Origin of the sequence: Kitasatospora sp. NPDC057904, assembly GCF_042887925.1 — a bacterium.
Taxonomy (GTDB): Bacteria; Actinomycetota; Actinomycetes; order Streptomycetales; family Streptomycetaceae; genus Kitasatospora.
The window spans coordinates 17863-32456 of sequence record NZ_JBHVOL010000016.1; the positions used below are offsets into that span (position 1 = coordinate 17863).

The 14594-nt window shown below is 73.2% G+C and carries 13 protein-coding genes and 1 pseudogene; 7 read left to right on the forward strand and 7 right to left on the reverse strand.

The window, feature by feature from the left end:
- The first annotated feature begins 162 nt into the window (after positions 1-162).
- The 7 genes from mqnC to ACFVSN_RS31985 all read left to right on the forward strand — a co-directional run bounded on the left by mqnC (position 163) and on the right by ACFVSN_RS31985 (position 6819).
- On the forward strand, positions 163-1383 hold the full coding sequence (mqnC, locus tag ACFVSN_RS31955) for a cyclic dehypoxanthinyl futalosine synthase (RefSeq protein ID WP_387957088.1): 1221 nt from the start codon (positions 163-165) through the stop codon (positions 1381-1383).
- 82 nt (positions 1384-1465) lie between these two features.
- A complete protein-coding gene (locus tag ACFVSN_RS31960) occupies positions 1466-2116 on the forward strand; it encodes a hypothetical protein (RefSeq protein WP_387957089.1) in 651 nt (216 codons plus the stop codon).
- Positions 2117-2408: 292 nt separating this feature from the next.
- Positions 2409-2996 carry a hypothetical protein gene (locus tag ACFVSN_RS31965; protein WP_380498092.1) on the forward strand — a complete coding sequence of 196 codons (588 nt, stop codon included), beginning with the start codon at positions 2409-2411 and terminating at the stop codon, positions 2994-2996.
- A 151-nt stretch (positions 2997-3147) separates the two neighbouring features.
- The gene (locus tag ACFVSN_RS31970; protein ID WP_380439990.1) at positions 3148-3849 is read left to right on the forward strand and encodes a demethylmenaquinone methyltransferase; all 702 of its coding nucleotides are present in this window, start codon (positions 3148-3150) and stop codon (positions 3847-3849) included.
- 137 nt (positions 3850-3986) lie between these two features.
- Positions 3987-5297 (forward strand): geranylgeranyl reductase family protein, encoded by a 1311-nt coding sequence (locus ACFVSN_RS31975; protein ID WP_380439992.1) that lies wholly within the window; start codon positions 3987-3989, stop codon positions 5295-5297.
- A gap of 112 nt (positions 5298-5409) precedes the next feature.
- A complete protein-coding gene (locus tag ACFVSN_RS31980; RefSeq protein WP_387957090.1) occupies positions 5410-6246 on the forward strand; it encodes an LLM class flavin-dependent oxidoreductase in 837 nt (278 codons plus the stop codon).
- Positions 6247-6273: 27 nt separating this feature from the next.
- Positions 6274-6819, forward strand: a complete 546-nt coding sequence (locus tag ACFVSN_RS31985; RefSeq protein WP_380507544.1) for a nucleoside deaminase — start codon at positions 6274-6276, stop codon at positions 6817-6819.
- A gap of 145 nt (positions 6820-6964) precedes the next feature.
- Here the strand turns inward: ACFVSN_RS31985 and ACFVSN_RS31990 are convergent, their stop codons facing one another.
- The 7 genes and pseudogenes from ACFVSN_RS31990 to epsC form a co-directional block, all read right to left on the reverse strand.
- A complete protein-coding gene (locus ACFVSN_RS31990) occupies positions 6965-7420 on the reverse strand; it encodes a cupin domain-containing protein (protein ID WP_380439999.1) in 456 nt (151 codons plus the stop codon).
- A gap of 186 nt (positions 7421-7606) precedes the next feature.
- Positions 7607-8878, reverse strand: coding sequence for an MFS transporter (locus tag ACFVSN_RS31995; RefSeq protein ID WP_380440001.1), 1272 nt, complete (start codon positions 8876-8878; stop codon positions 7607-7609).
- Positions 8879-8886: 8 nt separating this feature from the next.
- Positions 8887-10143 (reverse strand): ATP-grasp domain-containing protein, encoded by a 1257-nt coding sequence (locus tag ACFVSN_RS32000; RefSeq protein WP_387957092.1) that lies wholly within the window; start codon positions 10141-10143, stop codon positions 8887-8889.
- A gap of 118 nt (positions 10144-10261) precedes the next feature.
- Positions 10262-11530, reverse strand: a complete 1269-nt coding sequence (locus ACFVSN_RS32005) for an ATP-grasp domain-containing protein (RefSeq protein ID WP_387957093.1) — start codon at positions 11528-11530, stop codon at positions 10262-10264.
- A complete protein-coding gene (locus tag ACFVSN_RS32010; RefSeq protein ID WP_387957217.1) occupies positions 11527-12531 on the reverse strand; it encodes a PLP-dependent cysteine synthase family protein in 1005 nt (334 codons plus the stop codon). Before ACFVSN_RS32010 ends, ACFVSN_RS32005 begins: the two co-directional genes overlap by 4 nt.
- A 45-nt stretch (positions 12532-12576) precedes the next feature.
- Positions 12577-13830, reverse strand: a pseudogene (locus tag ACFVSN_RS32015) (ATP-grasp domain-containing protein); the annotation flags it as partial.
- 124 nt (positions 13831-13954) lie between these two features.
- Complete coding sequence (gene epsC / locus ACFVSN_RS32020) at positions 13955-14554, reverse strand: serine O-acetyltransferase EpsC (protein ID WP_380440007.1); 600 nt, start codon at positions 14552-14554, stop codon at positions 13955-13957.
- Positions 14555-14594 lie beyond the last annotated feature (40 nt).

Genomic DNA, 14594 nt, shown 5'->3' on the forward strand with positions numbered 1-14594 from the left:
CCGGGGGACAGGAGGCGGGAAGGGGCCGGGCGGCGGGCTGGCGCAGGGGCCGGAATCGGCTGGCGTAGGCTGGTTCGGCCGTACCCGGAAACACCCGCGACCGGGGCCGACGCGCTGAGAACAGCAGTACCCGAGCAGTCCCGAGAGAGAGAAGGCCGCCAGGTGTCCGAGCTCGCAGCGACCACCCTCGATGCGCCCAGCACCGACCTGCAGGCCGTGCTCGACCGCGCCGCCGCCGGTGGCCGGATCACCCCCGAGGAAGCGCTGGAGCTCTACCGCTCCGCGCCCCTGCACGCCCTCGGCTCGGCGGCCGACGCGGTGCGCCGCTGCCGCTACGCCGGCACCGAGCACATCGCGACCTACATCATCGAGCGCAACATCAACTACACGAACGTCTGCGTGACGGCGTGCAAGTTCTGCGCCTTCTACGTGCCGCCCAAGAGCGACAAGGGCTGGTCCCGCGAGCTCGACGAGATCCTGCGCCGCTGCGCCGAGACGGTCGAGCTGGGCGGCACCCAGATCATGTTCCAGGGCGGCCACCACCCGGACTACGGCGTCGAGTACTACGAGCGCGCGTTCTCGGCGATCAAGGCGGACTTCCCGCAGCTGGTGATCCACTCGCTGGGCGCCTCCGAGGTCGAGCACATGTCGCGGATCTCGGGCGTCTCGATCGAGGAGGCCATCACCCGGATCCATCAGGCGGGCCTGGACTCGTTCGCGGGCGCCGGCGCCGAGCTGCTGCCGGAGCGCCCGCGCAAGGCGATCGCGCCGCTGAAGGAGTCCGGCGAGCGCTGGCTGGAGATCATGGAGGCCGCGCACGGCCTCGGCGTGGAGTCCACCTCCACGATGCTGATGGGCACCGGCGAGACCAACGCCGAGCGGATCGAGCACCTGCGGATGATCCGCGACGTGCAGGACCGCACGGGCGGCTTCCGCGCGTTCATCCCCTACACCTACCAGCCGCAGAACAACCATCTGAAGGGCTCGACGCAGGCGACCGTCTTCGAGTACCTGCGGATGATCGCGATCGCGCGCCTCTTCCTCGACAACGTCGCCCACATCCAGGGCTCCTGGCTCACCACCGGCAAGGAGGCGGGCCAGCTGTCGCTGCACTACGGCGCGGACGACCTCGGCTCCGTGATGCTGGAGGAGAACGTCGTCTCGGCGGCCGGGGCCAAGCACCGCTCCAACCTGACCGAGCTGATCCACCTCATCCGGGCCGCCGACCGCGTCCCGGCGCAGCGCTCGACCACCTACGAGCACCTGCGGGTGCTGGACGACCCGGCGAACGACCCGGTCGACCCGCGCGTCGCCTCGCACATCGCCTCCACGGCGATCGAGGGCGGCACCGCGCACCCCGAGCTGAAGATCCTGGACAACTGAGCGCCGCCGCCGTAGTCGCCACGCTCACGCCCACGCCCATGCCCACACCCGCCGCAGCCGTGCCGGGCGCCGTGGTGGCGCCGTGCTGACCCTGCACCGGGCGGGCTTCGTGCTGCCCGATCCGGCCGGGGCCGGCCCCGCGCCCGCCGACAGCGCCGTGCTCGTCGACGGCGCGGTGCTGGTGCGCGGCGAACTCGTCGAGGCGGTGGGCCCGTTCGGCGAGCTCGCGGCGGCGCACCCGGGCGCCCGGGTGCGGGACTGGGGCGCGGCCGTGCTCACACCCGGGCTGCGCAACCCGTACGGGCACGGGCTGTTGGAGCGCGCCTACCACCCGGACCCGCGCGAGGGGACCGGCGCCGAGCCGGTGCCGGGCGGGCTGGACGCGGAGGGCGACGACGTGCGGTGCGGGGCGAGCGCCCGGCGCGGGCTGCAGCGGATGCTGGGGTTCGGGGTGACGGCGGTGGCCGGGCCCTTCGAGCGGGCGTCGGTGCGGACGGCGGTCGCGCGGTCCGGGCTGGCCGCGCTCGCTCCCGGGGGCGGCACGGCTGCCGCCGATGGCCCGTTGGACCCGCTCGCCGTGCTGCCGCTCGCGCAGGCCGCGCACGGGCGGATCGCGGCCGGGGAACGGGCGGACTTCGCGGTGTTCGCGTGCGACGGGGACGTCCCGGCGCCGCTGCCGGGGGGCTGCCTGGCGACCGTGCTCGGCGGCCGGTTGGTGTACCGACGGCGCTGACGGCGCGGCCGGTGCGGGCCCCCGAACCGCTGTTGGCCCGCCGTCGGGCCGCCATCGGCCCGTCGTCGGCCGGCCTTCGGGCCGACTTCCCTGCGGCACAAGGGACTTCCTTCGTGTGCGGCCGAACTCCGGCTCGCGTGGCGCCGGGTGATTGCCCCTTCGCCGTGACCTGAGGGCCCGCCAGCGGATACGATCCCGGACAGCTCACTCCGTACCCCCACCACACCACCGCCCGTGCCCGCGGGAGGCGGGGCCGCGTCCCCGGCCCCGACGCAAGCCAGGACAAGGAACCATGCGATCCGCGACCGTCCCCCCGCCGCGCACCCCGCGGTTGGGCCGTGGCTGGTACCTCGCCGCCGTGCTCAGCGCCGTGCTCGCCGTGGGCATGTGCCTGCTCGGCTGGCGCCAGGCCGACCAGGCCGACCGGATCGAGGCCCACCCGGTGCGGGTCGAGGGCGTCGTCACCCAGCTCCCGACCGGGGGCGGTTCCTACAGCGCCGTCAGCTACCGGGTCGGCGGCCAACCGCACACGGCCGCCGCGCTGCCGCTCGCGGACGGCGCCAAGGTCGGTGACCAGGTCTGCCTGGAGCACGCCGCCGACGACGCGGGCGCGGTGCGGATCTGCGGCGACACCTACCCGCAGCCGGTCGGCGTCGGGCTGGCCCGGTACAGCGTGCCGGTGGCGGTCGCGCTCTTCCTGGTCTGCCTGTGGCGCATCCGCCGGCACCGGCGGGCGGTCGCCGTCCGCACCGGGCAGGGCCGGATCGCGACCACCGTCGCCTTCGCGACCGGGGCCCTGGCCGAGGGGATGCCGGCGATAACGGACGGCAAGCGCTCGCGCCGCAAGCGGCGTGCGGGCGGACGGCGCGCACTGCACTGACGGGGTGCGTCGGGAGGTGCGCCGACGGGCTCCCCGCGAGGTCCGTCGGGGGGCGTGCGGAGGGGCGCCTGTGAGCTCCGAGGGGCGCGGGCCGCGGGCGCTGCGCCGCCCCGTTGCTCCGGGCGCGGGCGCCAGGGTGAACAATGGGGGCGTGACCCGAGCCTCTCTGGACAAGCAGCCGCACGAAGTCGCCGCCATGTTCGACGACGTCGCGGCGAAGTACGACCGCACCAACGACGTGCTCTCCCTCGGCCAGGCCCGCGCCTGGCGCCGGGCGGTGGCCGAGGCGGTGGCCGCCGGACCCGGGGACCTCGTGCTCGACCTCGGAGCCGGCACCGGCACCTCCTCGCTGCCCTTCGCGGAGGCCGGCGCCAGGGTCGTCCCGTGCGACTTCTCCGTCGGCATGCTCGCCGAGGGCAAGCAGCGCCACCCCGAGCTGCCGCTCACCGCCGGCGACGCGACCCGGCTGCCGTTCGCGGACGACACCTTCGACTCGGTGACGATCTCCTTCGCGCTGCGCAACGTCCACGACACGGACGCGGCGCTGCGCGAGATGCACCGGGTCACCAAGCCCGGCGGCAAGCTCGTGCTGTGCGAGTTCTCCACGCCGACCTGGACGCCGTTCCGCACGGTCTACACCGAATACCTGATGCGCGCCCTGCCGCCGGTCGCCACCGCGGTCAGCAGCAACCCCGACGCCTACGTCTACCTCGCCGAGTCGATCCGGGCCTGGCCGGACCAGCCCGCGATGGCGGCCCGGCTGCAGGAGGCCGGCTGGTCGAAGGTGGCCTGGCGGAACCTGACCGGCGGGATCGTCGCGCTGCACCGGGCGTACAAGACCGCCGCCGCGTAGCCGTCGTCCCTCCCCGCCCCCGTGAGCGGACCCGGTAAGCGGACCTAGACTGCCCGAGGCGGCAGCCGTCGTTCCGACCCAGCCGTCGCCGTCGTTCCAGTCGTCGTTCCAGCCGTAGTTCCAGGAGAGTGCCCACCGTGTCCGAGACCGCAGCCGACCCGACGAAGCCGGACAGCACCGTCGAGAGCACGGCGGACGTCATCGTGGTCGGGGCGGGCCCGGCCGGTGCCACCACCGCGTACTACCTCGCGCAGGCCGGCCTGGACGTGCTGCTGCTGGAGAAGACCTCCTTCCCCCGCGAGAAGGTGTGCGGCGACGGCCTCACCCCGCGCGCCACCAAGCAGCTCGTGGACATGGGCATCGACGTCTCCACCGAGAACGGCTGGCTGCACAACAAGGGCCTGCGCATCGTCGGCGGCGGCGTGCGGCTGCAGCTCGACTGGCCCGAGCTGTCCTCCTTCCCCGACTACGGCCTGGTCCGCAAGCGCGCCGACTTCGACGAGCTGCTCGCCCGTCAGGCCGAGAAGGCCGGCGCCCGCCTGTACGAGCGCTGCAACGTCAGCGGCCCCGTGCTGGACGACCGCACCGGACGCATCGTCGGCGTCACCGCCAAGCTCGGCGAGGAGAAGCGGGAGGTGACCTTCCGCGCCCCGCTCGTCGTCGCCGCCGACGGCAACTCCACCCGGCTCTCCCTCGCCATGGGCCTGCACCGGCGCGAGGACCGGCCGATGGGCGTCGCCTACCGGACGTACTTCACCTCGCCGCGCCACGACGACGACTACCTGGAGTCCTGGCTGGAGCTGTGGGACACCCGCGGTGGCCAGCGCCGCCTGCTGCCCGGCTACGGCTGGATCTTCGGCATGGGCGACGGCACCTCCAACGTCGGCCTCGGCATCCTCAACTCCTCGCCCGCGTTCGGCGAGCTGGACTGGCGCGAGGTCCTCAAGGCCTGGTGCGCCGGCATGCCCGAGGAGTGGGGCTACACCCCCGAGAACATGACCGACCCGATCCGCGGCGCCGCACTGCCGATGGCCTTCAACCGGCAGCCGCACTACACCCGCGGGCTGCTGCTCGTCGGCGACGCCGGAGGCATGGTCAACCCGTTCAACGGCGAGGGCATCGCCTACGCGATGGAATCCGGCAAGATCGCCGCCGGCGTCATCGTCCAGGCCAACGCCCGCGTCACCGACGGCGGACGCGAGCGCGCGCTGCAGGCCTACCCGCGCATCCTCAAGGACGTCTACGGCGGCTACTACACGCTCGGCCGCGCCTTCGTGAAGCTCATCGGCAACCCGCAGGTCATGCAGATCGCCACCCAGCGCGGGCTCACCCACCCGATGCTGATGCGCTTCGTCCTCAAGCTCCTCGCCAACCTCACCGACCCCCAGGGCGGCGACGCCATGGACCGCGTCATCAACGGCCTCGCCAGGGTCGCGCCCAACGCCTGACGGACGGCCCCCGCGGGCGGACGGCACACCACCGTCCGCCCGCACCAACAAATTTGATCAAGCATCGCCAAGAACCGCCCGCGAGCGAAGGCCAATTGCTAGCCTGACAGCCATGCGGATAGGCGTGAACGTCCCCAACTTCGGTCCCGGAACGCACCCGGAACACCTCGCCCAATGGGCCAAGACCGTCGAGGGCCTGGGCTTCGACCTCCTGATGGTCTCCGACCACGTCGCGGTCACCCCGGACGTCGCCAAACAGTATCCGGCGCCGTTCTTCGAGCCCTTCACCACGCTCTCCTGGCTCGCCGGCATCACCACCCGGGTCCAGCTGGGCACCACCGTCCTCATCGTGCCCTACCGCCACCCCCTGCTGATGGCCCGGATGGCCGCCAACCTGCAGCAACTCAGCGGCGGACGGCTGATCCTGGGCGTCGGCGTGGGCTGGGCCAAGGAGGAGTTCGCGGCGCTCGGCGTGCCCTTCGAACGCCGCGGCAAGCTGACCGACGAGTACCTGCGCACCATGCGGGCCGCCTGGGACGACGAGGCCGACTACGGCAGCGGGCAGATCCCGGTCTGGGTCGGCGGCAACAGCGACGCCGCGCTGCGCCGGGCCGTGCGCTTCGGCGCGCCCTGGCACCCGCTGCGGTTCACCATGCCGTGGTTCACGGAGGCGGTCGGCCGGCTGAAGACCATCGCCGACGAAGCGGGGCAGCTGGTGCCGGAGCTGGCGCCGCGCATCCTCCTGAAGCTGACCGACCGGCCCGTCGACGGGCCCGACCGCAAGGCCGGCGAGGGCACCATCGAGCAGATCCTCGGCGACATCGAGCAGCTGCGCCTGACCGGCGCCGGCACCGTGCTGCTCGACCCCTACCTCGGCGACCCGGACGAGACGCTGCGGCCCGAGGTGGCGTGGCAGGCCCTGGCCACCGTCGCCGCGCACAGGTCCTGATCACCACCCCCTAGAGACGGAGTACCCGTGGCCAGCAACGCCCACGACCTGCACGAGAGCGACGTCGCCGGCGCCGCCGCCGTCACCGAGTCCGACCTGCCCTACCTGCGCCGCTGCGTGGAGCTGGCGACCGAGGCGGTGGAGGCCGGCGACTACCCGTTCGGCTCCGTGCTCGTCTCGGCGGACGGCAAGATCCTCGCGGAGGACCGCAACCGCGAGTCCAGCACCGGGGACCCGACCCGCCACCCGGAGTTCGAGCTGGCCCGCTGGGGCGCGGTCAACCTGAGCCCCGAGGAGCGGGCGGGGGCGACCGTCTACACCTCCGGCGAGCACTGCCCGATGTGCGCGGCCGCGCACGGCTGGGCGGGCCTCGGCCGGATCGTCTACGTGAGCTCGACGCGGCAGTACCGCGGCTGGCTGGGCGAGTGGGGCGTGAAGATCACCTCGCCGCTGAACCCGCTGTCGGTGCGGGACGTCGTCCCCGGGCTGGAGGTGGCCGGCCCGTCGCTCGAACTGGCCGGTGAGGTCCGCGAGTTGCAGCGCCGCTTCCGCGGCATCGACGCGGCGCTCTGAGCTTTCGCCGTTCTTCTCCGCCGCCACCGGATCCCGGTGGCGGCGGAGGTCTGTTCGGAGCCCGCGGCGGCGGGGCGAAACGGAGCCGGGCCCGACAGCGGATCGCTGTCGGGCCCGGCTCCGTCATCCGGCCGGCTGCCGGGGATCAGACCATCCGCTGGTCGTACTTCGCCATGTGCTCCTGCAGCTCCTCAAGGCTGGGGTTGCGGCCGTTGGCCGTGAGGCGCTCCAGGCCGCGGAAGTAGTCCTCCCGGCTGAAGATCGGGTAGAACATGATCAGCAGGGTGGCGTCCTCCTTGCCCCGGTTGGTGAAGCCGTGCGGCGCACCCTTGGGGACGTAGGCGAAGGCACCGGGCTCGCCGACGACCTTCTCGTCGCCGATGGTGAACTCGATCTCACCCTTGACGACGTAGAACATCTCGGTGGACTGGTCGTGGATGTGCGGCGCGGCGCCGTTGGCCTCCGGGGCCATGTGGTGCTCGAAGAAGCCGAACTCCCCGTTGGACTGCTCGGTGGTCAGCTTGAAGTAGGTCTTCTTGCGGCCGTCGCGGATGCTCGCGAACTCGCCGCCACCGGCCGGAACATACAGGGGGATGGACATGTCTCTCCTCAGTGTGTTTCACAAGGGCCGGCCCGTCGGAAGGGCCGGGTCTTTCGGTGGTCGGTTGCTTCGGTGGTCAGGTGCCGCGGTGGTCAGGTGCCGCGGTGGTCGCGGTGCCGCGGTGGTCGCGGTGGTCGGTGGCCGCGGTGGGTCGGTCGGGTGCCGCGGTGGTCGGTCGCCGCGGGGCTAGCCGGCCTCGGCCAGGGCGGCCTCTTCTTCCTTCGGGGCCCGGGCGTCCGCCTGAGCCTGCGCCCACCGGCCGATCGCCGGCGCGGCGAGGCCGCAGGCGGCGAACAGGGCGGCGAGCACGACCCACCCGACGGCCCCGGTCGTGACGACCAGGCTGACCAGGACCGGTGCGGCGATCTGCTGAACGGCCAGGCCGAGCCAGAAGACCGAGAGGTAGACGCCCTCCTGGCCGGGCACCGCCAGCAGGTAGGAGGCGCCCCAGCCGCCGGCGGACTGCCACAGCTCGCCGCCGGTCAGGGCGACCATGGCCAGGAGCAGCACGCCGATCGCCAGGATGGCCGGGAGTTCGGGCGCCGCGGTCAGCAGCAGGCAGCAGATGGCGAGTGAGAACCCGGCACGGACCAGGGCCTTGGCCGCGCCGCCGATGGTGTCGGTCCCGCGGCTGGCCCGCACCTGGAGGGCGACCGCGAGGACGGTGTTGACCGCCACCAGCGGGGAGATCAGCGCGGACGACACGCCGGTGTGGCCGGTGATCCACATCGGGATGCCGATGCTCAGCAGGGTCATGTGCATCGTCAGCACCGCGTTGATCCCGGTGAACGACAGGAACGACCCGTCCCGCAGCACGCTCATCGAGAACCGCCGCCGCAGGCTCGACGCCGGCGCGTTCAGCACCGGGAGCCGGGAGGCCAGCAGGGCGAGCACCGCGAGCGTCGTGGCGTTCAGCAGCAGGATCCCAGTATACCCCGCCCGGGTATCGATCAACAGTCCGATCCCACCCGCGAGGGCGCCGACGGTGAAGCCGACGTTGCGGATCGACCGCAGGATCGCGATCATCTTGATCCGCTCGTCGCTCGACACCACCTGCCCCACCAGGGCCTGCTCCATCGGCGCGGCGGCCTTGTCCACCAGCCCCAGGACGCAGACCACGGCCAGGAATTCCCAGAGGTTCTGCACGAACGGGTACACCACGAAGCAGGCGCTGCGCCACAGGCTGACCCCGACCAGCACCTTCTTGGGGCCGATCCGGTCGGCGAGGATGCCGATCGGGATCGCCGTGCCGAGGGCGATGGTCGCGGACAGGGTCAGGCCGAGGCCGAGGTCGCCCTCGGACAGGCCCACCGACCTGGTGATGAAGGGCACCGACACGGACAGGAAGGCGCCCGTGCCGACCGCGTTGATCGTCGCCATGACGGCGAGGCGCCAGCCGACCGAGCCGCCCGGCATGGACCCGCGCAGACCGCGGATGCGCTGCCACAGAACAGACATGTCGTTCCTCAGTCGGTTGCGATGCGAATGGCGGCGTCCGCGTCCAGCACGCGCCGGAGCGTGCCGTCCGCGTCCGGCCCGGTCACGATGACGTGCCCGGCGCGGTCCCAGGACGACGCCCACGGGCGGACCTCCTGGCCGACCACGACGTCCACCTCGGCGTCGTGCACGCCGGGCAGCGCCCTGGCCGTCTCCAGACCGGAGATCTCCGTGACGGTGCCCGGCTCGGCCGCCAGGAACCTGATCGCCGACGTCCGCCGGGACGTGTCGGGCAGGCTGACCGGCCGGCCGGCGAGCAGGTCGATCAGGGTCAGCCGGATCTTCGTGTCGTAGGCCAGGTCGACCAGGTCGATCAGGTAGTCGCCCGGGCAGCGGCCCGCGCACTCGACCAGCGTCGGGCCGTCCTCGGTGAGGATCCACTCGGCGTGCAGGATCCCGGTCCGGAAGCCCGTGGACGCGACGAGCTGACGGATCGCCGTGGCGAACGCGGCCTGCGTGTCGTCGTCGAGCGGGGCGGGCAGCAGGTGGCCGAGCTCGACCGGGTGCGGCCCCTCGATCACCGACTTGGCGGTGACGTTCTCGAAGATGACCTCGCCGTCGCGCACCAGCGCCTCGATGCTGAACTCCGGCCCCTCCAGGCGCTCTTCGGCGAGGAAGCGCCAGCGCAGCTCGCGGTCGGGCACCTGCTCGTACTCCGAGGCGGACGAGGTCCGCTCCCAAGCCACCGCCGCACTGGCGGCGTCCACCGAGTCCAGCAGCTGCACGCCGACGCTCGCCTGCCGGTTCGCCGGCTTGACGACCACCGGGCCGTCCCCGGCGAAGTCGAGGATGTCCTCGGGCCCGAACACCTCCCGCCAGCGCGGGTTGCGCACGCCGCCGGCGCCGGACACCTCGCGCAGCCGGGCCTTGTCGCGCAGCGCCTGCGCGGCCTCCTCGGTGGCGCCGGGCAGCCCGAGCTTCTCGGCCAGGGCGGCCGTCGCCGGGACGGCGTACTCCAGGCCGGGCACGACGGCGGCGACCGGACGCTCGGCGGCCAGCTCGACCGCCAGGTCCAGGGCCTCGGTCGACTGCTGGTAGCCGGCCGCGACGATGCGGTCCAGGCAGTCGAAGCGCGAGGCCGCGTCCTGCAGCTCCCGCTTGCGGATGATGTCGGGTTCCTCGATCACCACGACGGACCCGCTCGGGACCTTCCCGTCGATGGCGCGCAGGTACGCCGCGTTGTAGCCGACGAACACCACCTGTGCGTTCGGGTCGGGGGCGGTCATGCCAACCTCCTGGTTGCTGGAGCGGTTGCTGGGTGGGTTGCCGGGATGGTCGGCGGCTCGGCTGCCGGGGCGGAGCACCGACCGGGCACTGCGCGGCGATCCGCGCCGGGGCCGCGGCTCACGCGGGGGCCCCGACCGCGCCGGTGTGGCCGGCCGCGCGCGACGGCACGCCGTCCACGACGACCTCGACGGTGGCGAGCACCTCGGCGAGCCGGGCCCGCGCCTCCTCGGGGGAGGCGCCGGACACCACCACGTGCCCGTGCCGGCTCTTGGAGTCGCGGACCTCGGGAGCGGTGTCCCCGGGCCGCAGGCGGACGTTCAGCTCGTCGACGAAACCGAGCCGCTTCGCCTCCTCCACGCCGCGGACCTCGTCGACCCGGCCGGACGGGAAGGTGAAGAAGTGGACCAGGGCCGTCGCTGTCGGGGCGGGCACCTTGGTCGGCGTGCCCGCCATGCTCGCGAAGACCGCCCGCTCGACGTCCAGGCCGGTGGCCAGCTGGACGAGCCGCGGGATGCGGTCGCCGCCCAGGCGGGCCTGCGACTCCACGATGCGCGGGCCGCGCGCGGTCAGGATCACCTCGGTGTGCGCCGGGCCGAACCGGTAGCCGCAGGCCGTGAGGAAGTCCGTGGTCAGCCGCTCGATCGCCGCGCGGTCGCCGTCGGACAGCGGCGCCGGATGGACGTGCCCGGCCTCCACGAACAGCGGCGGCGGGCCGAGCAGCTTCTCGGTGATGCCGACCACCTGGTGGCGGCCGTCCTCACTCAGCGTCTCGACGCTGAACTCGGGGCCGCGCAGGTACTCCTCGACCAGGAACGGGCCGTCGTAGCCGTACTCGTCGACCAGCGCGGTCCACGCCGCCAGGTCCTCCGGGCCCTGCCACAGGAACACGCCGCGGCTGCCGGCGAGCGCGGAGGGCTTGACCACCACCGGGTGGCCGATCCGCTCGACCGCGCCCGGCACCTCCCGGCGGGTCGGGGCGGCCTCGAAGGCCACGGGGGAGAGGCCGCGCCCGGCCAGCAGGTCGCGCATCGCGTGCTTGTCGGCCAGGTAGCGCACCGCCGACGCCGGGTTGAGCTCCGCCCCCAGCTCCTCGGCCACCTCGTACGCGGTGACCATCGTCTCCTCGCGGCCGATGTGGTACACCACCGAGGCGCCCTGCTCCTTCGCCACCTCGCGGATGGTGCGGCCGAGTTGCTCGTGGTCCTCGAAGTCGGCGAGGACGAAGAAGTCCGCGAGCCCGCGCACGTCGTCCAGGTACCCGGGGGACTCCAGGCGGGCGTCCCAGATCGCACCGACCCAGTAGCCCTCGGCCTGCGCCTTCTGGACGAACTGGCGGTACGGCATCACCATCAGCAGGCGCGGCCTGCCGTCGGTCCCGCTGCTCAACGGGCACCGTCCCCGGCAGCGGTGGCAGCGGTGGCAGCGGTGGCAGCGGTGGCAGCGGTGGCGGCGGGCGCGGCGGGCGTCGACGCGGCCTCGCGGTTGAGCAGGCTCAGGTAGCGCTCGCCGGTGTCGGGCAGCAGGGTGACGATCCGCTTGCCCCGGAACTCCGGACGGCTCGCGACGACGCTGCTCGCGTGCACGACCGCACCGGCCGAGACACCGACCATGAGACCGGCCCGCAGGGCGAGTTCACGGGTGGTGCGCAGCGCGTCCGCGTCCGCGACCGGGATCACCTCGTCGATGAGCTCGCGGTCCGTCGTCGGCGCGATGAACCCGCCGTTGAAGCCGGGGATGCAGTGCGTGCCCGGCTCGCCGCCCGACAGCAGCGGCGAACCCGCCGGCTCCACCGCCACGATCCGCACCGCGGGGTTCTTCTCCCGCAGGTACTTGCCGGTCCCGCTCAGCGTGCCGCCGGTGCCTACGCCGCACACGAACACGTCGACCCGGCCCTCGGTGTCGGCCCAGATCTCCGGACCGGTCGACTCGTAGTGCGCCCGGACGTTGTCCGCGTTGTCGTGCTGGCAGCAGAACCACGAGCCCGGCGTCTGCTCGTGCAGCTCCTGGGCCTTGTCCACCGCCGCCTGGTAGCCGCCGGTGTGCGGGGTGCGCACCACCTCGGCGCCCAGCGACCGCAGCATCGTCACCCGCTCCTGGGTGGCGTTGTCCGGCAGCACGATGACGCAGCGGTAGCCGCGGGCCGCCGCCAGCGCCGCCAGCGAGATGCCGGTGTTGCCCGACGTCGCCTCGATCACGGTGCCGTCGCCCGGGGTCAGCTCCCCGCGCTCCTCGGCGGCCTTGAGCATCGACAGCGCGGCGCGGTCCTTGCTGCTGGACCACGGGTTGAACAGCTCCAGCTTCGCGAGCACCGCCGCCCCGGCCGGGGCGCCGTCCACGATCCGGTCCAGCGGCAGCTCCAGCAGCGGCGTGCCGCCGATCAGGTCCACCAGCGACCGCGCGACCGGGCGCGCCGCGACCGGCTCGGTGCGGATGATGATCTCGCGGGCGGCGGCCTCGGCGGTGCGCGCCGCGAGCTGCGCGCTCTCGGCGATCACCAGGACGTGACCGGCGCGGTCGCCGTTGCGGCGCACCTCGTGCAGGACGTCGCCGGGCTTCGGCTTGACGACGACCTCCTCCACGCCGGGCTGCGCGGCGGCGCGGTCCTGGCCGCCGACGGACACGACCCGGCCGGCCGGGGCGGTCAGGTAGCGGATCGCGGCGCCGCCGACCGGCTTCGCCGGCACGACCTCGGCCGGCAGCGGCTCGCCCAGGTACTGGCGCGACACCAGCTCCAGCGAACGGATGCCGAGGGCGCGGTCGACCAGGTAGGTGATCTTCCCGCCGGCGGGCCGCGGGTTGATCTCCACGAGCTTCGGCCCGGACGGGGTCACCTTGATCTCGACGTGCGCCATGCCGAGGTCGAAGCCGACCGCGCGCAGGGACTCCACCGCGAGGTCGCCGATCGCGGCGACCGTCGCCTCCGGCAGGCTCGACGGGAAGCTGTGGCCCAGCTCGACGAAGTAGCCCTGGCCGGTCACCGACTTGTCGGTCACGCCGAGCACCACGAAGCGGTCGCCCTCGGCCAGCACCTCGACGCTGACCTCGGGGCCGGTGATGAACTCCTCGACCATCAGCTCGTGGTAGCGGCTCTGACCGCGGGTGTTCTCGACCCGTGACCGGATCAGCGCCACGTGCTCGGCCGCCTGCTCCGCCGTCTCCACCAGCCTCACGTCGGCGCTGCTGGTCTCGTCGGCCGGCTTCACCACGCACGGCAGGCCGATCTCGGCGGCGGCCGCGGCGGCCTCCTCCGGGGTCCGCACGGTGCGGAACGCGGGCATCGCCACGCCGAGTTCGGCACAGCGGCGGCGCATCAGCGCCTTGTTGCGGGCCGTCGCGACGCCGTCCACGCTCACCGTCGGCAGCCCGAGCAGGATCGCGACCTCGGCGGCCACGACCACGTCGTACTCGGCCAGCGTCAGGAACGCGTTGAACGGGTACTGCGCCGAGGCCGCGCGCACGTGGGGCATCAGCTCGTCGAGGACGTTCGTCTCGCAGTGCACGATCTCGTCGACGTACTTGTCGAAGTAGGCCGGGCCGCCCGGCACTTCGAGGTACCGGTCCAGGTCGCGGGTGAAGAAGGTCACGCGGCAGTCGAGTTCCTTGAGGATCTGCAGACCCTCGAAGCCGGAACCGGAGAGGTTGCTCTCCAGGACACCTACATGGATCACGTATGCCTCCGTTGGCATGCCGACCTGCGGTCCGGGGACCGGCGGTCGGGCTGACTTGCGGTCGGGCTGACTTGCGATGAATGGGGGGAGGGGAGGGGAGGGCCGGGCGGCCGATGGGGAGCGGGCCGGGCGCTCGGGCGGGCTACCAGTACCCGGACGTCGCCAGGGTGCGCAGCAGCTGGGAGGTCTCCTCGGTGGGCGGCCGCTGCGAGACCTTCGCCGCCGGGGCCATCACCCGCGCACCGGCCGGCACGTCGGCCAGCACGAGGGCGCCGGCACCGATCAGCGCGTCGTCCCCGACCGTGACCGGGCCGAGCACGATCGCGTTCGTGCCGATCACCACCCGGTCGCCGACCACCGGGTGGCGGCGGGCACCGGGCTTGCGCCAGGAGTCCCGCCAGAACCCGACCGCGCCGAGCGTCACCTGGTGGAAGATCGTCACGTCGTCGCCGATCACGGCGGTCTCACCGATCACGACCGCCGCACCGTGGTCGATGAACACCCGCCGGCCCAGCCGGGCCCCCGGGTGGATCTCGATGCCGCCGGTCACGGCGCGCGCCACGTACGCCAGCACGCGCGCCGTCTGCCGGTGCCCCCCGGTGTGGAGGACGTGCGCCGCCCGGTGGGCCCACAGCGCCGGCAGGGCCGGGTGCAGGAGCGCCTCCTTCCGGGTGCGGATCGAAGGGTCCCGCTCGACGATCACGGCGAGGTCCTCCTTCGCCCTGGCGATCGTCCTACGCATGCCGTCCTCCGTCTGTCATGGCCTGCTCCCCGCTGCTCCG

Excerpts from the sequence above, each read along its gene's own strand:
- ACFVSN_RS31965 (WP_380498092.1), top strand. The coding sequence starts at position 2,409 with ATGCGATCCGCGACCGTCCCCCCGCCGCGCACCCCGCGGTTGGGCCGT.
- ACFVSN_RS31980 (WP_387957090.1), top strand. The coding sequence starts at position 5,410 with ATGCGGATAGGCGTGAACGTCCCCAACTTCGGTCCCGGAACGCACCCG.
- ACFVSN_RS31990 (WP_380439999.1), bottom strand. The coding sequence starts at position 7,420 with ATGTCCATCCCCCTGTATGTTCCGGCCGGTGGCGGCGAGTTCGCGAGC.
- ACFVSN_RS31995 (WP_380440001.1), bottom strand. The coding sequence starts at position 8,878 with ATGTCTGTTCTGTGGCAGCGCATCCGCGGTCTGCGCGGGTCCATGCCG.
- ACFVSN_RS32000 (WP_387957092.1), bottom strand. The coding sequence starts at position 10,143 with ATGACCGCCCCCGACCCGAACGCACAGGTGGTGTTCGTCGGCTACAAC.
- epsC (WP_380440007.1), bottom strand. The coding sequence starts at position 14,554 with ATGCGTAGGACGATCGCCAGGGCGAAGGAGGACCTCGCCGTGATCGTC.